The sequence below is a fragment of the Nocardia sp. NPDC051750 genome (assembly GCF_044453135.1).
Classification (GTDB): domain Bacteria; phylum Actinomycetota; class Actinomycetes; order Mycobacteriales; family Mycobacteriaceae; genus Nocardia.
This window is the reverse complement of the sequence record NZ_JBITCK010000004.1, coordinates 572,417-594,483: the sequence shown is the minus strand read 5'-3', so window position 1 is coordinate 594,483 and position 22,067 is coordinate 572,417. Positions and strand designations below refer to the sequence as shown.

The following is a 22,067-nucleotide window of genomic DNA, read 5'->3' as shown; positions in this document are numbered from 1 at the left end:
CTCCTTCTCGCCGACATGCGTGTGTTGTCATCATCGCTCATGCCGCCGACCGATGTCACCGTGGGCCGGTCAGCGGGCCTTCCGGGCGGCGCCCGGGGTGGCGGCGGGACCGTCGTGTGGTGCTCGGTCAGGCGGCCCCGCCGGCCCCGGCGCTCACGTCGGCCAGTATTTCCCCGGCCGGCGTCACCGGAACGGTACAGTCCCGCACATTGCGCCACGACCTGCGATGTTCCGGGCACGGGCCGAGCCGGCGGAGTGCCTCGGTGTGCTGGGTGGTGTTGTAACCCTTGTGCTCGGCGAACCCGTACCCGGGCAGGCGCTGATCGAGTTCGACCATCATCCGGTCCCGGGTGACCTTGGCCAGCACACTGGCCGCCGCGATACAGGCCGCGGTCGCGTCACCGCCGATCACCGGGAGCGACGGTACCGGCAGCCCGGGCACCCGGAAACCGTCGGTGAGGACGTAGCCGGGCGTGCAGCCGAGACCGGCGACGGCCCGGCGCATCCCCTGGATATTCGCCACGTGGATGCCGATGGCGTCGATCTCCGCCGCCGGGAAAACCACCACCGACCAGGCCGCCGCCAGCCGGGTGATCACCGGATAGAGCGCCTCCCGTGTCGCCTCGCTCAGTTTCTTGGAATCGTCGAGGCCGGCCAGTGCGTCGTGCGCTTTCGGCCCGAGCACACAGGCGGCCACCACCAGCGGGCCCGCGCTGGGCCCGCGCCCCGCCTCGTCCACCCCGGCGACCGGGCCGAGCCCGCAGCGGTGCAGCACCGATTCCAGCGTGCGCAATCCGCCCGCCCGGCGCATCACCACCCGGGGTGGCCAACTCTGTTCCCGTACCGGTTTCATCCGTGCGTTCGTACCCACTTCGATCCGCCCCGACTCAATTCTCCTGCGGATTCACGCCCTCGATGGGACCGATCCGGCCCGGCGGCCAGATCTTGAACACCGCCTTGCCGCGTACATTGTCGATCGGCACGGTGCCCTGGAATTCGTCGCCGACATGGGCCCGGGAGTCCGCGGATTCGTTACGGTTGTCGCCCATCACCCACAGGTTGCCCTGGGGGACGGTCACGGGTCCGAAAACCCGGCCCACCGGGTAGGAAGCGTTCGGCTGACCGGCTGTCCACGGGTAGTCGTCCTCGACATAGGGCTCGTTGAGCGGCTGCCCGTCGACCATCACCCGGCCCTGCTCGTCGCAGCATTCGACCGTCTGCCCGCCGACCGCGATCACCCGTTTCACCAGATCGTTCTCGTCCGGCGGCACCAGGCCGAAGAAGGAGAAGAAGTTCTGGACGCCGCGGACCACCGTATTGTCCGAGCGGATCGACCGGTAGTGCCCGTTCCAGGAGGGCGGGCCGACGAAGACCACGACATCGCCGGGCTTCGGGTCGCTCCAGTAGTAGCTCACCTTCTGCACATAGATGCGGTCACCGGTGCAGCCGGCGCATCCGTGCAGGGTGGGCTCCATGGATTGCGAGGGGATGACGTAGGGCCGACCGACGAAGGTCACCATCAGGGCGGCGATGATCGCCGCGATCACCAGCAGGATCGGAAGCTCCTGCCAGAACGGCCGCTGCTTCTTCGCTTTGACGGTCCGCTTCGCCCGGCGACTGCGCCGCCGCCCGTCCGCGGAATCGGACCCCGACACCGACCAACTCTCGTCTGCCACGCGAACAGCGTAGCCCGGCGCCGCAGCGGATACGCGGCACCGGGCTACTTATGGCATTCGTCGAGGTCACCGCCGCGCACCGAGGCACGCGGGTGTCGGCGATCAGCGGCAGGTCAGCGCTTTTCTTTGATCTTGGCGGCCTTACCGCGCAGCTCCCGCAAGTAGTACAGCTTGGCGCGGCGGACGTCGCCGCGGGTCACCACATCGATGTGATCGATGGTGGGGCTGTGCACCGGGAAGGTGCGCTCCACACCGACACCGAACGACACCTTGCGCACGGTGAAGGTTTCGCGGATACCGCCACCCTGACGGCGGATGACGACGCCTTTGAAGAGCTGGATACGTTCCTTGGAGCCCTCGATGACCTTCACATGCACATTGAGGGTGTCGCCCGGACGGAAGTCGGGGACATCGCTGCGCAGCGAGCTCTCGTCGACGAAATCAAGGGTGTTCATGATCATCCTTCTGATGGTCGCGCGAACAGAGGAACCTGGCGGCGCGGGTGCTCGACCGGTTCGTGCTCCGAATGTGGGATGCGCCCGAGCGGAACACGCCCAGGGCAACCCGTGCATTGTGCCAGATCAGGGCTCTCTTCCGGAAACCGGCCCCGGCCGCTCCGGGGCGTTGTCCGGTTCGGCAGCAGTATCGGGCGGCCACAGATGCAGATCACGCAGCAGCGGATGCTCCCGGGGCGGGGCGGGTGGCGCCGGGACCACCCGGCGCGCCAGTTCCGCCTCGGCCGCCGACCGGACATGGTCGACATCCGGTTTCCCGGCGATCAGATCCTGAACGAAGATCTTGGCCCGGACCACCGGGCGCCGGTAGCGGCGTTCCCGGACGATCGCGCGATACATCAACCGGCGGCGCCCACCGTAGCGCCAGCGTGCCCACGGCGCGCCGGGCCGGCTCAGCCGCAGCGCTCCGACCACCAGCAATGGCAGGAAGAACATCCCGAACAGCCCGGTCCAGATCTTGCCCTTGGCGATGACCACGGCGGCCAGCGCCAGGTTCACCAGCGCGAATCCGACGACCAGCGCCCGCGCCCACCCGCCCGGCTGGTCGCGCAGGCCGTTGACCTCGAGCAGCCACAGCGGGTGCAGGCCCAGCAGCAGCAGGCCGGTCACCGCGAGGGCGACGAAGACCGCGTCCACGGAGGTGCGGCCCTGCTCCTCCCAGTAGACATCGCGCAGGTAGTAGAGCAGCGCGAACTCGTCCAGAACGAGCGCCGCGCCCACCCCGAACGAGGCCGCCAGCCCGGCCGCGACGGCCGGCCCGCTGTTATCGGAGGTGGCGATCAAACCCATTCCGGAGATCAGGACCAGCACCACCCCGAACACCATGTGGTGGATGTGCACACCGCCGGATTTCAGGTTGCCCGGCCACCACCGGACCCGTGCCCGGATCAGCCGGACACTGACCCGGATCACCAGGAATCCGATGATGAAGCCGATCAGGAAGCACAGCAGCGGAAGCCGGCCGGCGGCGATCACATCTTCGGACAGCCACTTCCGCATCCCGGCCCCCGCACCATGTCGTTACCCGGTTATTTGCCGAAACCCGCCCGCCGCAGCGCATCGGCCATGGCGCCGTTCACCGGTGCATTATCGCGCCGTGAGTCCCGGTTCTGGCCCCGATTGCGGCCCTGGCCACCTCCGCTGTTGCCCTGACCGCCGCCGTTACCCTGACCGGAACCGCTGCCCTGACGGGCGCCGTTACCCTGACCACCACGGTTCTTCGCGCCCCGGCCCTGGCCGCCCCGCTCGGACCCGCCGGCGCGGGCGGCGTCCCGGCCGCCGGTACCGCGGCCGCGGTCACCGGCCGGGCCCTGGCCGCGTTCCGGTTTCCCGGCGCCGGGTTCGTCGTCGAGCCGCAGCGACAGGCCGATACGCTGCCGCGGGATATCGACCTCGAGGACCTTCACCTTGACCACATCACCGGATTTGACGATTTCGCGCGGATCCCGGACGAAATTCTTCGACATCGCCGAGACGTGCACCAGGCCGTCCTGGTGGACACCCACATCGACGAAGGCACCGAAGGCGGCGACATTGGTGACCACACCTTCGAGCACCATCCCGGGCGCCAGATCGGCGACCTTTTCGATACCGGCCGCGAATTCGGCGGTTTTGAATTCGGGCCGCGGATCGCGGCCGGGTTTCTCCAGTTCGCCGATGATATCGGTGACCGTCGGCACGCCGAAGGTCTCATCGGTGAAATCGGCGGGCCGCAGGCCGCGCAACACCGCCCCGTTGCCGATGATCTCGGCGATACCGCTGCCCGTGGATTCGAGGATCCGGTGCACCACCGGGTAGGCCTCGGGGTGCACGGACGAGGTATCCAGCGGATTGTCGCCGCCGCGGATACGCAGGAAGCCCGCGCACTGTTCGAAAGCCTTGGGCCCCAGTCGCGGTACGTCCAGCAGGGCGGTGCGGCTCGGGAACGGACCGTTGCTGTCCCGGTGCGCGACAATACTTTCCGCGACCGAACCGGTGATCCCGGAGACGCGCGACAGCAGCGGAACCGAGGCCGTGTTCACATCGACACCGACCGCGTTCACGGCATCCTCGACCACCGCGCCCAGCGACCGCGCCAGCAGCGTTTCCGAGACATCGTGCTGGTACTGCCCCACCCCGATGGATTTCGGTTCGATCTTGACCAGTTCGGCCAGCGGATCCTGCAACCGGCGGGCGATGGATACCGCGCCACGCAGCGAGACATCCATATCGGGCAGTTCCTGCGAGGCATAGGCCGAGGCCGAATACACCGAGGCGCCGGCCTCCGACACCACGATCTTGGTCGGCTTGTTCTCCGGGATCCGCTCGATCAACTGGGCGGCGAGCGCGTCGGTTTCCCGGGAGGCGGTGCCGTTACCGATGGCGATGAGTTCGACGCCGAACCGCGCCACCAGCGCGCCGAGTACCGCCAGCGATTTCTCGGTCTGGTTCTGCGGTTTGTGCGGATAAATGACCTCGGTGGCGACAACTTTTCCGGTGCCGTCGACGACCGCGACCTTCACGCCGGTGCGGTAGCCGGGATCCAGGCCCATGGTGGCGCGGGTACCGGCCGGCGCGGCCAGCAACAGATCGCGCAGATTGGCCGCAAACACGTCGACCGCGTCGCGTTCGGCGGCCTGCCGCAACCGCATCCGGGTATCGATGCCGAGGCTGACCTGAAGTTTCGTCCGCCAGGCCCAGCGCACGGTGTCGAGCAGCCAGCTGTCGGCGGGGCGGCCCTGATCGGCGATCGAGAACTGCTGCGCGATCCGGGCCTCGTAGACGCTGCGCTCACCCGGCGCGAGTTCGGAATCCGCGGGCTCGGGATCGAGATGCAGGGTGAGCACCTCTTCCTTCTCGCCGCGCAGCAACGCCAGAATGCGGTGCGAAGGCAGCGCCGCGAATTCCTCGGCGAAGTCGAAATAGTCGGCGAATTTCGCCCCGGCCTCTTCCTTACCGGCGCGGACCGCGGCGGTGACCCGGCCCCGGGTCCACATCATCTCCCGGAGTTCGCCGACCAGATCGGGGTCCTCGGCGAACCGTTCGACCAGGATGGCCCGTGCGCCCTCGAGTTGTTCGGCGGTGTAGCCGGCCGGGTCGGTGGCCGGATCACCGAGAAGCGCGTCGGCGACGGGTTCGTGACCGGCCTCGCGGGCGATCTGAGCCTTGGTGCGGCGCTTGGGTTTGTAGGGCAGGTAGATATCCTCGAGGCGGGCCTTGGTCTCGGCCAGCAGCAGCTGCCGGTGCAGTGCGTCGTCGAGTTTGCCCTGGCTCCGGATGGATTCGATCACGGTGGCGCGGCGTTCGTCGAGTTCGCGCAGATAGTGCAGGCGTTCTTCGAGGGTGCGCAACTGCGCGTCGTCCAAGCCCCCGGTGACCTCTTTGCGATAGCGCGCGATGAACGGCACGGTGGAACCGCCGTCGAGTAGTTCGACGGCGGCGGTGACCTGATTCTCCCGCACCGCCAGTTCGTCGGCGATGCGCCGGGTCACGGTGCCGTTAACGGCCGGGCCGGTACCGGTGGCTTCGGTCGAGCCGGTGGGGATCGTCTCGGGACTCGAGGTCTCTGGCGCTGTCGTCACGACCCGCACACTACCTTCGCTTGCTGACAGGCGAACCTCACCCGGCCCGCCCCTTGCTCTCGCGCATCCGCGCCACGACACCCGTCGCCCTGACAGGCCCAGTTGGGCAGAGCTCGACCGCGGTCCGTGCACGAGCCGGAGTCAGCACGACACCTTACGACGGAACGCGACACCACCTGCCGGGCGCAGCCGAGCACGCCCCTGGCTCGACCGCGCACTCCGGCGCGAACGCGAAGAGACGCAAGAACCGCAGGCCGGAACGGAGGCGGAGGTACGTCTAGCCGGCCGCGCGGCCCTGATCACGGAGCAGGAAGCGCTGGACCTTGCCGCTGGGCGTCTTGGGGAGGGCGGAGACGAAATGCACCTGCCGCGGGTAGGCGTGCGCGGCGAATTTCTTCTTCACCAGGGTCTGCAACTCTTGTGCCAATGCGCCGGTCGCGGCGACCCCGTCCCGCAGCACCACGAATGCCTCCAGGACTTCGCCGCGAATCTCGTCCGGCAGTCCGACGACGGCGGCCTCGGCCACATCGTCGTGCAGCACCAGCACGCTCTCCACCTCGAACGGGCCGATCCGGTAGCCGGCCATGATGATCACATCGTCGTCGCGGGCCGAGAAGCGGAAGAAGCCGTCGGCGTCGCGAGAGCCGGCGTCACCGGTCAGATACCAGCGCCCGTCGGCCGTATAGCGCTGGGCGGAGCGTTCGGGCGTGTCCAGGTAGCCGAGGAACCAGAGCAGGGCGCTGTGCTGGGTGTCGATGGCAATCCGGCCGAGTTGTCCTGCGGGGGCCTCGATATCGGCGTCGTCGGCGAGTACGGCGCACTCCCACCCGGGCAACGACCGGCCCATGGATCCGGCGGGCGCCGCCGCGTTCAGGTGGTCGTGCCAGGCATTACAGATGACCATGCCGTGCTCGGTCTGACCGTAGTGATCGCGCACCGCGACCCCGAGCGCGTCGGCCGACCAGGCGACCACCTCCGGCGTCAACGGCTCACCCGCCGACGAGGCGCGGCGCAACCGGACGGCTTGCCCGTCGGATCCCGCCCGCAGCGCCCGATAGACCGTGGGTGCGGCGGCGAAGTTGGTGACCCCGAACCGGCGCAGTACCTGCCAGGTCAGCTCCGGGGAGAACCCCGCGTGCAACAGCAGGCTCCTGGTGCCCGAAGCCAACGGTCCGAGGATGGCGTAGTACAGGCCGTAGGCCCAGCCGGGGTCCGCGGCATTCCAGAAGATGTCCTCGGGGCGGACGTCGAGCGCGAATTCCTGGTACGCGTGGAACGAGGCGAGCGCGCGGACCGGAATCGGGACCCCTTTCGGTGTGCCGGTGGTGCCGCTGGTGAACAGCTGGACCAGGAGACCGTCACCGCCTGCCGCCACCGGGGGAATACCCGCGCCCGAGACCGGTAGATCATCCATCCGCACGGCACCCGGAATGTCGCCCGCACCGGTGACCACGGTCCGCCAGGGCGGGTCCGCGGGGATATCTCCGCCCGGTGCGAGCTTGCCGGCCTGGTCCGGATCGGAGATCACCACCCGGGTGCCACTGGCGTGCAGCCGGAAGGCGATCGCCGGCGGCGCGAATGCGGTGAACAGCGGGACATGGACCGCGCCGCGCCGCCAGATACCCAGCAGCACCACCGCCAGATCCGCGGATTTCGCCATCAGCGTGGCCACCCGATCGCCCGGTCCCACGCCGAGCCCGGCCAAGGCGTCGGCGAATCGCTCGGAGCGTTCGCGCAGCTCACCGTAGGTCAGGTCGACGGCCGACAGATCGCCCTCGACGATGGTGAACGCCACGGATTCCGCCGGATGCCGGTCGCAGAGCAGCTCGGCCGCGCAGGCGTCGGGGCGGTCGTAGGAGTCCAGCAGTTCGCGCACACGTGCGTTCGGGTCGGCACCCATCTCGCATCTCCTCGGTCAGCGGTCCGGTACTGCAATAGGATGTAGGTCACAGTTTGTCGGCACTACCCCCGAAAAGGGGTGAACCTCCATGACCACTCCGCCCGCACTGCTGCGCCCCCGCGACAGCGACGCGCTGCGCGCCGAGATCCGCCGGCTGGCGGGCAGCACCGGGGTTCCGGTGGTCTTCGGCGGCGAAGTAGCGGCCGATACGCTGCTGCTCAGCGAGTTCTGCGGTGTCCGCACCAACGGTTTGCGCGGATTGTCGGTACGGCGGGCCTCCGGCCTCGGCGGCCAGGTCATCGATTCGCGACGCCCGGCGTCGGTCGCCGATTACGGCAGCGCGCTGTCGATCACCCACCACTACGACGGCCCGGTGCTCGGTGAGGGGATCCGTTCGGTATTGGCGGTGCCCGTGGTCGTGGGCGACCGGTCCCGCGCGGTGCTGTACGCGGCCACGCGCGGGCGCGACCCGATCGCGGGCCGGACCGCCGAAGCGATGCTGCAGGCCGGTCGCCGGCTGGCCACGGAGATCACGATCCGCGACGAGGTCGATCGGCGGCTGCGCCTGCTGGAGGCCGCGGCATCGCCCGCCACCGGCGGTGCGCTCGTCGACGAACTGCGCGCCGTGCAGGCCGAGCTCCGCGCGCTCGCGGAAACCTCCGCCGACCGGCACCTGGGCGAGTCGCTGTGCGCACTCGGCGACAAACTGACCCGGGCCCTGTCCGGCCCGCCCGCACCGGATGCGCCCCGGCTGTCTCCCCGGGAACTCGACGTTCTGCTGCAGGTATCCCTCGGCTGTTCCAATCAGGCTGCTGCGCAACGGCTTTCCATCGGACCCGAAACCGTCAAGAGCTACCTGCGCAGCGCCATGCACAAACTCGACGCCGGTTCCCGGCACGAGGCCGTGGTCACCGCTCGCCGGTACGGCCTGCTTCCCTGATCGGCCCGAACCGGGTCAGTCGGTTCCGGGCAGCAGATCCGGGCGGCGTTCCCGGGTACGGTTCATCGACTGCTCTCGGCGCCAGGCCGCGACCTTGGCATGGTCACCGGACAGCAGGATCGGCGGGACCTCGAGTCCCCGCCACGTCACCGGGCGGGTGTAGCTGGGGCCTTCGAGCAGGCCGTCGGAGAACGAATCCTGTTCGTGCGACTGCTGGTTGCCGAGCACCCCCGGAATCAACCGGACCACCGCCTCGGTCATCACGAGTACCGCGGCTTCCCCGCCGATCAGCACATAGTCGCCGATACTGACCTCTTCGACCCGGACCCGGCGCGCCGCGTCGTCGAATACCCGCTGGTCGATGCCCTCGTACCGGCCGCAGGCGAAGACCAGATGCTGTTCGGCGGCCCAGCGCACGGCCGTCGCCTGAGTGAACGGCACGCCGGCGGGAGTCGGGACCACGAGCAGGGCGTCGTCGGGGCACACCTCGTCGAGCGCGTCACCCCAGATCGTGGGTTTCATCACCATGCCCGGCCCGCCGCCGTACGGCGAATCGTCGACGGATTTGTGCACATCGTGGGTCCACCGGCGCAGATCGTGGACATCGACCGAGAGCAGGCCCTTGTCGATGGCCTTGCCCAGCAACGCGGTACGCAGCGGTTCCAGGTACTCCGGGAAGATGGTGACCACGTCGATCTTCACGACGACCGCCTCATTCGGGGTCCAGCAGGCCCTCGGGCGGGTCGATAACGATCAACCCGTCGGCGATCGACACCGTCGGCACGATAGCGGTGACGAACGGAATCAGAATCTCGCGACCACCCTCGGCGGCGCGGACCGACAGCAGTTCACCGGCCGCGGAATGCAGGACGTCGAGGACGGTACCGACGGGAGTTCCGTCGGTCAGTTCCACACGCAGACCCTCGAGCTCGTGGTCGTAGAACTCGTCAGGATCCTCCGCGGACCCGATATCCGCGCTGTCCACCAGGAACAAGGTCCCGCGCAAGGCGTCCGCGGCACCGCGATCGGTGACACCGGCCAATTGCACGAGGAGCCGGCCCGAATGTTCCCGGGCCGACTCCACGGTGAAGTCACGTTCCTCTTTCGACCGCGCGGCGCGGCCCCGCAGGGTCGCGCCCGGCGCAAAACGCGCCTCCGGTTCGTCGGTGCGCACCTCGACGACCAGTTCGCCGCGCACGCCGTGCGATTTGGCGACCCGGCCGACTACGAGTTCCATCTACTGATCGGTGTCGACCACGTCGACCCGGATACCCCGGCCGCCGATTCCGGCGACGAGGGTGCGCAGCGCGGTCGCGGTGCGACCGCCCCGCCCGATGACCTTGCCCAGGTCCTCGGGATGGACGTGCACCTCGACCGTGCGTCCGCGCCGGCCGGTGATCAGCTCGACGCGGACATCATCGGGATTGGCGACGATGCCGCGAACCAGATGTTCTACGGCATCGGCGACGACGACGCTCATTACTCGGCAGCCTCGGCGGACTCGGTGGCCTCAGCCGACTCGGCTTCGCCTTCCTTGTCCTTCTTGGCCTTCTTCTTGGGGGTCACGGCCTCGGTGGTCGGCTCGTTCTCGGCGGCGGCCAGCGCGGCGTTGAACAGGTCCAGCTTGGACGGCTTGGGCTCGGCGACCTTCAGCGTGCCCTCGGTGCCCGGCAGGCCCTTGAATTTCTGCCAGTCGCCGGTGATCTCCAGCAACCGCTGGACGGGCTCGGTCGGCTGCGCGCCGACACCCAGCCAGTACTGCGCCCGCTCCGAGTTGATCTCGATCAGCGAGGGCTCTTCCTTGGGGTGGTACTTGCCGATGGACTCGATGGCCCGGCCGTCACGGCGGGTGCGGGCGTCCGCGACGACAACGCGGTACTGCGGGTTGCGGATCTTGCCCATACGGGTGAGTTTGATGCGAACAGCCATCTGCTGATCTGCCTTTCATTGTGGTCACGGCGCAATTCAGCGACGCACGCGGTTCGTGAGCCCGGTTTTGCGAATGAAGTGTGTGACCGCCGCGCGGTACGTAACCGGAGACGGGCTGACACTGTCCGGAAGGACGATCGACCATTCTGCCAGATGCCGGTCCGTCACCGAAATCGCCGCCCTCGCCGCGCGGGCAGAACGGTACGACGGTGAAGGAGGCGCCGGCCGGCGGGCGAGATATGCCGTTGGCTGGCGGCCCGTAGACCAGGTGCGTAGGGTCCGCTGCGTCGCGCCGACCACGCGCGGCGGCAACGAATGGGAGTACGGACACCGTGTCGTTTCTGAACAGGGCCCTGGCCGCGGTGGTAGCGGGGGTGATCGCACTGGTGCCGGTGGCCATGCCCGCACTCGCGCAACAATCGCCACCACCTGGCACCGAATACACACCGACCATGCTGGTCCTGGACGCGTCGGGATCCATGCTGGCCGCCGACCCCGGCGGCGGCACCAAAATGGACGCCGCCAAGAACGCCGTCCGCAGCTTCGTCACCGCCGCACCCGACACCGCGAAGGTCGGGCTCACCGCCTACGGCACCGGCACCGGCAACACCGACGCGGAAAAAACCGCAGGCTGCCAGGACGTCACAGTCCTGCACCCCGCCGACACCATCGACAAACCCGCACTGACCACAGCGACCGACCAGATCGTGCCCCGCGGCTACACCCCCATCGGCACCTCGCTGAAAGCAGCCGCCGCCGCGCTGCCCCAGCAAGGACCGCGCTCGATCGTGCTGGTCTCCGACGGCCTGGACACCTGCGCCCCACCCGACCCCTGCGACGTCGCCCGCGAACTCAGCGCCCAGGGCAACGAGATCGTCGTGCACGCCATCGGGTTCGGTGTCGACGATCCCTCCCGCGCCCAGCTGACCTGCATCGCCCAATCCACCGGCGGCACCTACACCGACGCCGCCGACGGAAAAACCCTCGAACAGGTCCTGCCGCGCGTCAGCGCCGCCGCCCTGCGCACCTACGCCGCGACCGGTATTCCGATCGCCGGGACACCGGAATACCGGGACGCACCGGTCGCCACACCGGGCCAGTATCTGGACGTCCTGGGCCGGGAGACGCCGCGGTACTACGCCGTGGACGTCCCCGAGGGTGCGACCGCGTATTTCACCGGGACGGTCTCGTTCCCACGCCACCACGACTCCCTCAGCTCGAACGACCGGCTCGACCTCCGGGTCTACGGTGCCGACGGCCAGGATTGCCATACCGAAGAGAAGGAACTGGCCACCCGGACGGGCGACGGCGTCGCGTTGACGGTCGGCAGCATCTGGAAGGGCGCCGCGGAAGCCGCGTCGGGCAGCACGGACTCCGATAACTGTCGGGGCGGTGGCCGCTACTATTTCGCGCTGGAGTGGGGCCTGGCCTCGGATAACGCACCGGCGCAACTGCCGGTGGAACTGTCCGTAGGGGTGGAGCCGGCAGTCACCGATGCCGGCCCCGCAGCCGGGCCGCCGGTGGAGTTCACCGCGCCCGACGGCCCCACCGCACCGATTGTCGGTGGTGGATCGTTCCACACAGCCGCGGAGCTGCCCGGGTCCGGCCGCTACACCGATACCGTGCAGCGGGGGGAGTTCGTCTTCTACCGGGTGAAGCTGGAATGGGGTCAGGGCCTGGCCTACCGAGTGCGCTTCGCGGATATCCCGGAACGGGGCAGCGAATACACCTCGAATATCGCCACCTCGCTCTACAACCCGTACCGTGCGGAACTCGACTCCGACACCACGGCCTACACCGGCAGCGAACAGACGTTGCCGTCCCACGATCCGGCGATCGCGACCGCGCCCATCCGGTACCTCAATCGAGAGTCCGCCGACCCCCAGGTCGCCGGTCAAGCTGTGGCGGGCTGGTACTACATCGCGGTCAAACTGAGCCCGACGGACAAGGTCGCACCGGTGCCCATCGAGCTGGAAGTCGATATCACCGGCGAGCCCGAACCGGGTCCGCAGTACACGAACGAAGCGAGTGCAGGCACCTTCGGCGAGAATTCGAAGCCGGCGGCCTCCGGCGATCCGGCCGCGCAGGCCGGCGAAACCTCCGACAGCGGTGTATCCCCGCTGGTCTGGGTCGCCCTCGCGGGTGCCTCGGTGGTCGCCCTGGCCGCCGTCGTCGCCGCACTGCTATCGGCTCGTCGCAGGCACTGAGTTCGCGTCTCCCCTGAGTGGGCTACACCCGCTCAGGGGAGACCCGATCGTTTCGCCGAGTCGGGCCCGGAAGCGCAGCTCACCGTCATCCAGGCGGCCGGCGGCGTTCGCGTTCGGTCTTTCTCCAGCCGGTCCGCGGTTTCGGCGCGGACGGCCGCGATCTCGTCGGCGGCGCGGAGCCGGCCTCGGCGAGTTCCTCCGGGCAGTGACCGCTGTGCATCGGCAACGTCCGGCCGGACTACTTATCCGGGAATTTGAACTTGGAGAGATCGAAGTTCTCCAGGCCGGGAGGCAGCTGATCCAGCCCGGGGGGCATGTTCGAAAGGTCCGGCATACCGCCGCCCCCGGGCATCCCGGGCATCCCCGGGAAACCGCCCCGCATCTTCGGCTGGGTGGGTCCGCGACCGCCCTTCTTGCCCTTCTTTCCCTTCTTGTTCTTGTTGCGCCGGTTGCCGCCGGGCATCCCCATCTGGCGGCCCATCGCGGTCATCATCTTGCGGGCCTCGAAGAACCGGTCCACCAGTTGGTTGACATCGGAGACCTGAACGCCCGACCCGTTGGCGATACGCAGGCGCCGGGAGGCGTTGATGATCTTCGGGTTGTCCCGTTCGGCGGGAGTCATACCGCGGATGATGGCCTGGACCCGATCGAGTTGCTTATCGTCGACTTGGGCGAGCACATCTTTCATCTGGCCGGCGCCGGGCAGCATCCCGAGCAGGTTGCCGATGGGCCCCAGCTTCCGGATGGCCAGCATCTGATCGAGGAAATCCTCGAGCGTGAGATCGCCGCTGCCGATCTTGCGCGCGGCCTCCTCGGCCTGCTCCGCGTCGTAGACCTGCTCGGCCTGCTCGATGAGCGTGAGCACATCGCCCATCCCGAGGATGCGGCTGGCCATCCGGTCGGGGTGGAAGACGTCGAAATCCTCGAGCTTCTCGCCGGTGGAGGCGAACATGATCGGCGATCCGGTGACATTGCGCACGCTCAGCGCCGCACCACCGCGGGCGTCGCCGTCGAGTTTGGTGAGCACCACACCGGTGAATCCGACGCCGTCCCGGAACGCTTCGGCGGTGGATACCGCGTCCTGGCCGATCATGGCGTCGAGCACGAACAGGGTCTCGTCGGGTTGCACGGCGTCCCGGATACCGGCCGCCTGCGCCATCAGTTCGGCGTCGATACCGAGACGGCCGGCGGTATCGACGATCACCACGTCGTACTGTTTGGCGCGCGCCTCGGCGATACCGGATTCGGCGACCGTGATCGGATCGGCCGCACTGACCCCGAGCGCGTTCTCGCCGCCACCGATCGAGGTGCCGGGATGCGGCGCGAACACCGGCACACCGGCGCGTTCGCCCACCACCTGCAGCTGGGTCACGGCGCCGGGCCGCTGCAGATCGCAGGCCACCAGCAACGGCTGATGCCCTTGATCGCGCAGCCATTTGGCGAGCTTTCCGGCCAGTGTGGTCTTACCGGAACCCTGCAGGCCGGCGAGCATGATCACCGTCGGCGGGGTCTTGGCCAGGGTGAGGCGCCTGGTCTCCCCGCCGAGGATCCCGACGAGTTCCTCGTTGACGATCTTGACGACCTGCTGGGCCGGGTTGAGCGCCGCGGACACCTCCGCGCCCTTGGCGCGTTCCTTGATCCGGCCGATGAAACCGCGGACCACGGGCAACGCGACATCGGCTTCCAGCAGCGCCAGGCGGATCTCCCGGCAGGTGGCGTCGATATCGGCCGGCGACAGGCGTCCCTTACCGCGAAGGTCCTTCAGGGCACCGGTCAACCGGTCGGATAGGGATTCGAACACCTGGCGCGCTCCTGATCTCGAGTGACGTCACTGAGTCCCAGGGTAATGGGCGTCCCAGCGTAGCGGGCGCGGCGGCGTGACCTGGCTCGCACCGTCGGTGCCCGCACTGTACTCGAGAACATATCGGCGCCGGTACCCGGCGCAGCGATCAGCCGGGGGCGGGGGTGGAGAACCCGCGCTGATAGTCGTGCTGTTCCACCGCGACCAGATAGGCCGCTTCCCGGCCGGTGAGGCCGAGACCGCGGGCCAGGGAGTCCAGGCGCGACCAGTCGTCGTCCGGCGGTACGCCGGTGGTCGCGACGGCGGCGGCCACGTTCATCGCGGCCATCGCCTGGTTCTCGGTGAGCGTCCGCCCGGGCAGCCAGGTCACCACCCAGTAGGCGTCGCCCACACATCGGGCGATATGAGGGGTCATATCGCTGGTCATGATCGACGAAGTAACCACTTGGATTGCCACCGACCTGCTCCCCTCATGAGCGCGACAGCTGACTCCCGAATCGTAGGGGCCGAATCCGGTGTGCCTCCGGACTTGTTAGCAACTGGAGGGCAATCGACGCGCAACGGTGACCTTCGACACTGCCTAGTTTCGCTCCTGCTCCGGTGGTTTACGCGGCGCCGGGCGCGGAACCTCCGCCAGGATCGAGGTTTCGATCGCCGTGCGCCGTTGCGGACCGGCGTCGTCGCCCAAGTCCACGCAGAACACATCGACGACGAACGATCCCATGGTCACCACCTTGGCCCAGCGCACATCGGCGCCCGCGGCCGACAGCACAGCGGACAACCGGCACAGCAGACCGAGCCGGTCCTCGGCACGTAGCTGCAGGATGAACTGTCCCGCAACGGGCGTCTGCGACCACATCAGCCGGGGTTCGGCCTGGGCGTAGCGAGCCGCACCGGGCATATCGCGTTCGCGCGCGGTCAAGGCCGCCCGGACATCGAGAGCGCCGGCGATCGCCCGTTTGAGTTCCTGGCGCAGCAGGCCCGCGTCGGGTGGCCCGCCGAAGGTCGGCGTCACGACGAAGGTGTTGATCGCCGACTCCCCCGCCCCGCCGACCGACGCCGACAGCACCCGCAGCGAATGCAGTGCCAGCACCCCCGCGGTATCGGCCAGCAAACCTGGAGCATCCGGGGCGATGACGGTGGCGAGATGGGTGTATTTACCGTCGCCCGGGGCCAATTCGACGTGCACGCCGCCGGCGGCCGCGCGGGCGAGCAACTCGCCGGGAATGGGTTCGGGTTCGGGCAGGTCCTCCCCCGCCATCACGGTGCGGCAGCGGCGGACCAGTTCGCCCATCAGGGTGGCCTTCCAGTCACCCCAGACGCCCGGACCGGTCGCCAGCGAATCCGCCTCGGCCAGCGCATGCAACAGCTCCAGCCGGCGCGGATCGTGCTCCAGGGCGTCCACGACGTATTGCACCGTCGCCGGATCGTCGATATCGCGGTGGGTCGCCACATCGGGCAGCAGCAGATGGTGCCGTACCAGGGCGCTGAGAACTTCCACATCCGACGGCCACAAACCCATCCGCCGGCCGATCTGGGTGGCGAGTTCGGCACCGACCACGCAGTGGTCCTCGGTGCGGCCCTTGCCGATATCGTGCAGCAGCGCGCCCAGCGCCAGCAGATCGGGCCGGGCGACCCGGGTGCTCAGCGCACTGGCATAGGCGACGGTTTCCACCGAATGCCGGTCCACGGTCCAGATATGCAACGCGTCGCGCGGCGGCAGATCCCGCACCGCGCCCCATTCCGGAAGCAGCCTGCCCCACAGGCCGGTCCGGTCGAGCGCCTCCACCGCGTCGATCACCCCGCGCCCCGAACCGAGCAGGACCAGCAGATCGTTGAGGGCGTCCTTCGGCCACGGCTCCCGCAACTCCGGGGCGTCCTCGGACAGCCGGTTGAGTGTGGTCGCCGACATCGGCAGCCCGGTCTGCGCCGACGCCGCGGCGACCCGCAGGATCAGGCCGGGGTCCCGCTGTGGCCGGGCATCCCGGGCCAGCACCACCTCCCCCGCATGCTCGACCACACCCTCGTCCAGCGGCCGCCGCACCGGCATCCGCCGCAGCCGCGCCAAACCCCGGCGCGGTAGCGCGTTACCGGCGGTACGCAGCCCGACATCCACCGAATACCCGACCGTGCGCGCCGCGTCGCTGAGCGTGCGGGCCAGCTCGAATCGGTCACCGAGGCGCAGCGCCGCACCGATCTCGTCGGCATCCTGGGCACGCAGTTGGTCCCGGGCCCGGCCCGCCACCCGGTGCAGTTCGGTGCGGACGTCCAGGAGTCGCCGATGCGCCTGCCCCAGACCGCCGCCCGGCGCGTCCGGTCCCAGACCCGGCATGGCATCGGTGAGCTGGGCAATGGCCAGGGCGTCCAGCAGTTGGATATCGCGCAACCCGCCGCGGCCGTTCTTCAGATCGGGTTCGGTGCGATGGGCGACCTCCCCGCTACGCTCCCACCGGGAACGGACGCCCGCGAGCAGTTCGTCGAACCGGCCCCGGATACCGCTGCGCCAGTCCTTGCGGATACCGGCGATGATCCGGTCACTGAGTTCGGGGTTTCCCGCGATATGCCGGGCGTCCAGCATGCCGAGCGCCGCGACGAGATCGTCGGCGGCCACCTTCAAGGCCTGCGGGACCGTGCGCACGCTGTGGTCGAGTTTGATGTGGGCGTCCCACAGCGGATACCAGAGCCCGTCGGCGATCTCGGCGACCCGTTTCGGATCCATATCCTCGTGTAGCAGCACCAGATCCAGATCGGAGTACGGCAACATCTCGCGCCGGCCGAGCCCGCCCACCGCCATGATCGCCAGCCCGCTGCCGGGCGTTATCCCGACCTCGGCCCCTTTGCTGGTCAGCCACAGCTCGTACAGGTCGACCAGGGCCGAGCGCAGCGATTCGGCGTCCAGCCGCGGATGCCGGGGCTGTCCGCCGCCGAGCAACTGGTCGCGGGCCCGGACCAGATCGGCGGCACCCTGCGACAGCACGGCCGCCGGGCCCGGTGGCGTTGCGCCGGCCCGCCCGGAATCCCGTTTCTGCCGGTCCTCACCCAACCAAACCACCACCCGTTCACACAGGCGACCCCGCCCCGACCGGTAAGGGTGGGAGCGGGGCCGCTGTCGTCGTTTACACCGCTGTCGACGCGGCAGCGTTCTCGCGCTGTCGTTGCGGCAGCGTTCTATAGTGCGTCGGTGCCGCGTTCGCCCGTGCGGACCCGGACGATGGTCTCGACCGGCGAGACCCAGACCTTGCCGTCCCCGATCTTGCCGGTGCGTGCGGCTTCGACGATCAGGTCCACGACCCGGTCCACCATGGCATCGTCGACTACGACCTCGACCCGTACCTTCGGCACGAAATCGACCGAATACTCGGCGCCGCGGTAGACCTCGGTATGGCCCTTCTGCCGGCCGTAGCCCTGGACCTCGCTCACGGTCATACCGAATACGCCCGCCTGTTCCAAGCCGGTTTTGACGTCTTCGAGCGTGAACGGTTTGACGATTGCGGTGATCAGTTTCATGGGGTTCATGCCTCCTTGCCGGCCGAACGTGCGGTACCACCCAGTGCAGCGAAATCGTATGCCGTCTCCGCGTGTTCGGAATCGTCCATACCGGTGGACTCCGCTTCGGCGTCGGCGCGCAGGCCGATGGTGAACTTGATCGCGTACGCGATCACCAGGGCGATCACGAAGGAGTACACCAGCACCGCGACCGCACCGAGCGCCTGTCGGCCCAGCAACTCGAGATCACCGCCGTAGAACAGGCCCTCGGCACCGGCGGGTGCCTCGGGAGCGGCGAACAGGCCGATCAGCACCGTGCCGAGGATACCGCCGACCATGTGGATACCTACGACATCGAGCGAATCGTCGTAGCCGAATTTGAACTTCAGGCTCACCGCCAGAGCACAGACCACGCCGGCGATCACGCCGATGGCCAGCGCGCCCAGGACGTTCACCGAGGAACAGGACGGCGTGATGGCGACCAGGCCGGCGACGATACCGGAGGCGGCACCCAGCGAGGTGGGCTTCCCGTCGCGGATCTTCTCGACCACGAGCCAGCCGATCATGGCGGCGGCAGTCGCGACCAGGGTGGTGATGAAGGCGGCACCGGCCACACCGTCGGCGGCGGCCGCCGAACCGGCGTTGAAACCGAACCAGCCGAACCACAGCAGCGCGGCACCCAGCATCACGAACGGCAGATTGTGCGGCCGGAAGGGAGTTTTCGGCCAGCCCGCGCGCTTACCGACCACTATCGCCAGGGCAAGCGCGGCGGCGCCGGAATTGATGTGGACGGCGGTACCACCGGCGAAGTCGATGGCCTCGACCTTCTCCATGATCCAGCCGCCACCCCAGACCCAGTGCGCGACCGGGAAATAGACCACGGTGGCCCAGACGCCGCTGAATACCAGCCAGGCAGTGAACTTCAGCCGGTCGGCGACCGCACCGGAGATCAGTGCGACGGTGATGATCGCGAACATCGCCTGGAATGCGACGAATACGGTGGCGGGGATGTTCCCGATGAGCGGGACACCCGCCGATTCGTCACCGAATCCGGCGATCAGGGTCTTCAGGCCGAAGAACTGTCCGGGGTCACCGAGTAGGCCACCCTTGTCGGTCCCGAACGCGACCGAAAAGCCGTACAGCACCCAGAGCACTGTGACGACGGCCATGGCGCTGATGCTCATCATGATCATGTTGAGCACGTTCTTGCCACGGACCATACCGCCGTAGAAGAACGCCAGGCCGGGTGTCATCAGCAGCACGAGCGCGGCGCTCGTCAATATCCATGCGGTATCGCCGGCATTGGGCGCTCCGATCACGGTTTCCACCAGTTACCTCCCTCATCTTCCGGCCCGCCGTCTGCACGACTTCGGGCCCGCTACAGAAGGGTCCTCATTGGGTGTTTCATCCGTGACGCCCCGGTGTTTCACCTAGGTGAATGGATCGCGCCGTTTTGTTTCCAGTGTGTTGCCTCCGCCGAACGCGCCGGTCACTGCGGGTCGTGAGGTCGGTCGCGCGGCGTTTTCGAGAGGGATCGCGGCATCGCGTGTCATGTCGGCTGAACGCCCCCGCAACCGCCGGCGGGGGCGGTGATCACCCGAGGAGCGCGTCCACGAAGGCCGCCGGTTCGAACGGAGCCAGATCATCGGCACCCTCGCCGAGACCGACCAGCTTGACCGGTACCCCGAGCTCGTGCTGGATCTGGAAGACGATCCCGCCCTTCGCGGTCCCGTCCAGTTTCGTCAGGACGACCCCGCTGATATCGACCACCTCGGCGAAGATACGGGCTTGCATGAGCCCGTTCTGGCCGACGGTGGCGTCCAGCACCAGCAGCACCTCGTCCACCGAGGCCTTTTTCTCCACCACCCGTTTGACCTTGCCGAGCTCGTCCATCAGTCCGGTCTTGGTGTGCAGGCGGCCGGCGGTATCGATGAGCACCGCGTCCACTCCGGCGTCGATACCGGTGGCCACGGCGTCGAACGCCACCGCGGCCGGATCCGCACCTTCACGGCCCCGGACGGTCTCCGCGCCGACCCGCTCGCCCCAGGTCTGCAACTGGTCGGCCGCGGCCGCACGGAAGGTATCGGCCGCGCCCAGCAGCACCCGCCGGCCGTCGGCCACGAGCACCCGGGCGAGTTTGCCGGTGGTGGTCGTCTTACCGGTGCCGTTGACGCCGACCACGAGCAGGATCGACGGATGATCGGCATGCGGCAGGGCCCGGACCGAACGGTCCAGTTCGGGCCGCAGCGATTCGACGAGTACATCGCGCAGGACCGCCCGCGCCTGCTCGGTGGTGCGCACGCTGCGGGCGGCCATCTCCTCCCGCAGCCGTTCCACGATCACGGAGGTGACGGCCGTTCCGATATCGGCGAGGACCAGCGTGTCCTCGACCTCTTCCCAGGACTCCTCGTCGAGATCGCCGCCGCCGAGCAGACCCAGCAGGCTCTTGCCGACCGCGTTCTGCGAGCGCGACAGCCGGCCGCGCAGGCGGGTCAGGCGTCCGGAGGTCGGTTCGATCTCCTCGACCTCGGGAACGAGATGGGCGGCCGCGGCGGTATCCGGGGCGACCACCGGAGCCTCGGCGGGCGCCGCAGGCGGCCCGCCGGCCGCCGGGTCGGCGGGCTGCGCCGGTGCGGTGTCGGTATCCGGTGCGGAGGCGGCGGTCGCAGCCGCCGTCCCGTCTCCGGTCGGTGTAGCGGTGTCCGGTTCCGCAGGCGCGGTCGTCCCACCCGTCGACGGCGTGGTTGTGCCGGGTTCCGCGGGCGCGGCGGTCCCGGCGTCCTGCGGCACCCCGGTCCCGGTCTCGGTCTCGGGGGGCACCGTCGTTCCGGTCTCGGAGGGTGCAGCCGTTCCGGCGCCGGCCTCTGTGCCTACGGCCGTACCAGCGTCGGTGTCCGGCGCGGTACCGGCATCAGGGCCCACAGTCGTCCCGGCGTCGGGACGTACCTCGGCCTCCGGTTCCGGGGGCGCCGTAGGGGCCGAGTCCGTGGACCCCGCGGCCGGTGGTGCGGCCGGCTCCGCCGGTGGTGCGGTGGCCGTGTCGACGGTATCCGGGAGCGGGACATCGGTGATCCCGCGGCGTGGAGCGTCACGCGGGAGCGCGGCGTCGTCGCCGATATGCGGCTGCCCCTCGGTATCTGTCCGCTCAGTGGGACTCGGCCGTGCCGGTGCGGCCGTGGCCTGCCCACCCTGGCTGAAGGAGAATCCACCCGCCGCCTGGTAACCACCCGACTTATCGGCCAGCTCCCCTTTTTCGGCCGGCGGGGCGAGCGAGACCCGGCCGCGTTTGTACCGGATGAAACCGGCCACGAGCGCGACCAGCAGTACGGCGGCGATCGCTGCGATCAGAATCCAGGCTTGCGCACTCACACCGCCCATCCTTGCAGAGCCACCGCGGACCGCCGCCCGACCCCGTCCGGCCCGCGCGCCGGACGGGATCCGGCGCACGCCCATACGCTGCACATTCCCAGCTCAGCCGGAAGAACACCGCCGGTGAGATTTCTTGTCCTGCGGAAGTTCTCGCGACTGGCCCATAGGATCGGCGATGTGACCGATCGAAACGTGCTTGGGGGTCCGCTACAAGAGTGCGGCACCGATCCTCTGACCGGGTTCTACCGGGACGGCTGCTGCAGCACCGGCCCGGAAGATCTGGGCAGCCACACCGTGTGCACGGTCGTCACAGCCGAGTTCCTGGAGCACCAGGCGTCCATCGGAAACGATCTGAGCACGCCGCGTCCGGAGAACAACTTTCCGGGCCTGCAGCCCGGGGACAGATGGTGTGTCGTGGCAGTGCGCTGGTTACACGCGCACGAGGACGGTGTCGCCGCACCGGTGGTGCTGGCGGCGACCCATGAGAATGCCCTGGAAGTGATAGCCATGGAGATCCTGCGAAAATACGCCGTCGACGTACCCGACGATGTGAGCGATCTGCTCTGATCCGCGGCGGCCTACGTGGGACATGGCGTCCTCCGGAGTGAGCTGTTACAAGTGCCGCATGAGCGGGCAACGGCAGCCCTGGCCCCTCTGGGTGAAATGAGATCGCCGCCTCAGGCC

At 68.7% G+C, this 22,067-nt stretch carries 19 protein-coding genes; 3 read left to right on the top strand and 16 right to left on the bottom strand.

The genetic code is table 11. The annotated features are described in order from the left end of the window. Positions 1–127: 127 nt before the first annotated feature. From ACIA75_RS21130 to ACIA75_RS21105, 6 genes are all read right to left on the bottom strand, one after another. Complete coding sequence (locus ACIA75_RS21130) at positions 128–853, bottom strand: ribonuclease HII (RefSeq protein WP_397106436.1); 726 nt, start codon at positions 851–853, stop codon at positions 128–130. Between the two features lie 34 nt (positions 854–887). Next, a complete protein-coding gene (gene lepB / locus ACIA75_RS21125) occupies positions 888–1,676 on the bottom strand; it encodes a signal peptidase I (RefSeq protein WP_397106434.1) in 789 nt (262 codons plus the stop codon). A gap of 113 nt (positions 1,677–1,789) precedes the next feature. Beyond that, positions 1,790–2,131: a 50S ribosomal protein L19 gene (rplS, locus tag ACIA75_RS21120; protein ID WP_357235862.1), complete on the bottom strand. Its 342-nt coding sequence runs from the start codon at positions 2,129–2,131 to the stop codon at positions 1,790–1,792. A 126-nt stretch (positions 2,132–2,257) separates the two neighbouring features. After that, positions 2,258–3,190: a hypothetical protein gene (locus ACIA75_RS21115; protein WP_397106431.1), complete on the bottom strand. Its 933-nt coding sequence runs from the start codon at positions 3,188–3,190 to the stop codon at positions 2,258–2,260. 29 nt (positions 3,191–3,219) lie between these two features. Next, positions 3,220–5,715, bottom strand: a complete 2,496-nt coding sequence (locus ACIA75_RS21110; protein ID WP_397106724.1) for a Tex family protein — start codon at positions 5,713–5,715, stop codon at positions 3,220–3,222. Positions 5,716–6,028: 313 nt separating this feature from the next. Further along, entirely contained in the window at positions 6,029–7,651 is a 1,623-nt protein-coding gene (locus tag ACIA75_RS21105; RefSeq protein ID WP_397106429.1) for an AMP-binding protein, read from the bottom strand. 88 nt (positions 7,652–7,739) lie between these two features. Between ACIA75_RS21105 and ACIA75_RS21100 the strand changes: the two genes are divergently transcribed. Continuing rightward, positions 7,740–8,591 (top strand): LuxR C-terminal-related transcriptional regulator, encoded by an 852-nt coding sequence (locus tag ACIA75_RS21100; RefSeq protein ID WP_397106427.1) that lies wholly within the window; start codon positions 7,740–7,742, stop codon positions 8,589–8,591. Between the two features lie 15 nt (positions 8,592–8,606). Here ACIA75_RS21100 and trmD read toward each other — a convergent pair whose 3' ends face one another. The 4 genes from trmD to rpsP are packed head-to-tail and all read right to left on the bottom strand — an operon-like array spanning position 8,607 to position 10,520. Then, entirely contained in the window at positions 8,607–9,293 is a 687-nt protein-coding gene (gene trmD, locus ACIA75_RS21095; RefSeq protein ID WP_397106425.1) for a tRNA (guanosine(37)-N1)-methyltransferase TrmD, read from the bottom strand. A gap of 10 nt (positions 9,294–9,303) precedes the next feature. After that, positions 9,304–9,828, bottom strand: a complete 525-nt coding sequence (gene rimM / locus ACIA75_RS21090) for a ribosome maturation factor RimM (RefSeq protein ID WP_397106423.1) — start codon at positions 9,826–9,828, stop codon at positions 9,304–9,306. Continuing rightward, entirely contained in the window at positions 9,829–10,071 is a 243-nt protein-coding gene (locus tag ACIA75_RS21085; RefSeq protein WP_033241373.1) for an RNA-binding protein, read from the bottom strand. It abuts the gene before it with no gap. Next, a complete protein-coding gene (gene rpsP, locus ACIA75_RS21080) occupies positions 10,071–10,520 on the bottom strand; it encodes a 30S ribosomal protein S16 (RefSeq protein WP_397106420.1) in 450 nt (149 codons plus the stop codon). Before rpsP ends, ACIA75_RS21085 begins: the two co-directional genes overlap by 1 nt. A gap of 332 nt (positions 10,521–10,852) precedes the next feature. On the opposite strand from rpsP, the gene ACIA75_RS21075 reads away from it, so the two are divergent. Next, entirely contained in the window at positions 10,853–12,727 is a 1,875-nt protein-coding gene (locus ACIA75_RS21075; RefSeq protein WP_397106418.1) for a VWA domain-containing protein, read from the top strand. Positions 12,728–12,965: 238 nt separating this feature from the next. Here ACIA75_RS21075 and ffh read toward each other — a convergent pair whose 3' ends face one another. The 6 genes from ffh to ftsY form a co-directional block, all read right to left on the bottom strand. After that, on the bottom strand, positions 12,966–14,528 hold the full coding sequence (ffh, locus tag ACIA75_RS21070; RefSeq protein WP_397106416.1) for a signal recognition particle protein: 1,563 nt from the start codon (positions 14,526–14,528) through the stop codon (positions 12,966–12,968). A 148-nt stretch (positions 14,529–14,676) separates the two neighbouring features. Continuing rightward, positions 14,677–14,985 (bottom strand): hypothetical protein, encoded by a 309-nt coding sequence (locus tag ACIA75_RS21065; RefSeq protein WP_397106414.1) that lies wholly within the window; start codon positions 14,983–14,985, stop codon positions 14,677–14,679. Positions 14,986–15,108: 123 nt separating this feature from the next. Further along, positions 15,109–17,580 carry a [protein-PII] uridylyltransferase gene (locus ACIA75_RS21060; RefSeq protein WP_397106412.1) on the bottom strand — a complete coding sequence of 824 codons (2,472 nt, stop codon included), beginning with the start codon at positions 17,578–17,580 and terminating at the stop codon, positions 15,109–15,111. A gap of 116 nt (positions 17,581–17,696) precedes the next feature. Then, complete coding sequence (locus ACIA75_RS21055; protein WP_280401346.1) at positions 17,697–18,035, bottom strand: P-II family nitrogen regulator; 339 nt, start codon at positions 18,033–18,035, stop codon at positions 17,697–17,699. 5 nt (positions 18,036–18,040) lie between these two features. Continuing rightward, positions 18,041–19,345 (bottom strand): ammonium transporter, encoded by a 1,305-nt coding sequence (locus ACIA75_RS21050; RefSeq protein WP_397106722.1) that lies wholly within the window; start codon positions 19,343–19,345, stop codon positions 18,041–18,043. A gap of 262 nt (positions 19,346–19,607) precedes the next feature. Then, the gene (ftsY, locus tag ACIA75_RS21045) at positions 19,608–21,383 is read right to left on the bottom strand and encodes a signal recognition particle-docking protein FtsY (protein ID WP_397106409.1); all 1,776 of its coding nucleotides are present in this window, start codon (positions 21,381–21,383) and stop codon (positions 19,608–19,610) included. Positions 21,384–21,560: 177 nt separating this feature from the next. On the opposite strand from ftsY, the gene ACIA75_RS21040 reads away from it, so the two are divergent. Continuing rightward, on the top strand, positions 21,561–21,950 hold the full coding sequence (locus ACIA75_RS21040; RefSeq protein WP_030521801.1) for a DUF2237 family protein: 390 nt from the start codon (positions 21,561–21,563) through the stop codon (positions 21,948–21,950). Positions 21,951–22,067: the final 117 nt, after the last annotated feature.

What these genes read in the sequence shown, in the direction of transcription:
- ACIA75_RS21130 (WP_397106436.1), bottom strand. Translation starts at nt 853, where the DNA reads ATGAAACCGGTACGGGAACAGAGTTGGCCACCCCGGGTGGTGATGCGC.
- rplS (WP_357235862.1), bottom strand. Translation starts at nt 2,131, where the DNA reads ATGAACACCCTTGATTTCGTCGACGAGAGCTCGCTGCGCAGCGATGTC.
- ACIA75_RS21115 (WP_397106431.1), bottom strand. Translation starts at nt 3,190, where the DNA reads ATGCGGAAGTGGCTGTCCGAAGATGTGATCGCCGCCGGCCGGCTTCCG.
- ACIA75_RS21105 (WP_397106429.1), bottom strand. Translation starts at nt 7,651, where the DNA reads ATGGGTGCCGACCCGAACGCACGTGTGCGCGAACTGCTGGACTCCTAC.
- ACIA75_RS21100 (WP_397106427.1), top strand. Translation starts at nt 7,740, where the DNA reads ATGACCACTCCGCCCGCACTGCTGCGCCCCCGCGACAGCGACGCGCTG.
- rimM (WP_397106423.1), bottom strand. Translation starts at nt 9,828, where the DNA reads ATGGAACTCGTAGTCGGCCGGGTCGCCAAATCGCACGGCGTGCGCGGC.
- ACIA75_RS21085 (WP_033241373.1), bottom strand. Translation starts at nt 10,071, where the DNA reads ATGAGCGTCGTCGTCGCCGATGCCGTAGAACATCTGGTTCGCGGCATC.
- rpsP (WP_397106420.1), bottom strand. Translation starts at nt 10,520, where the DNA reads ATGGCTGTTCGCATCAAACTCACCCGTATGGGCAAGATCCGCAACCCG.
- ACIA75_RS21055 (WP_280401346.1), bottom strand. Translation starts at nt 18,035, where the DNA reads ATGAAACTGATCACCGCAATCGTCAAACCGTTCACGCTCGAAGACGTC.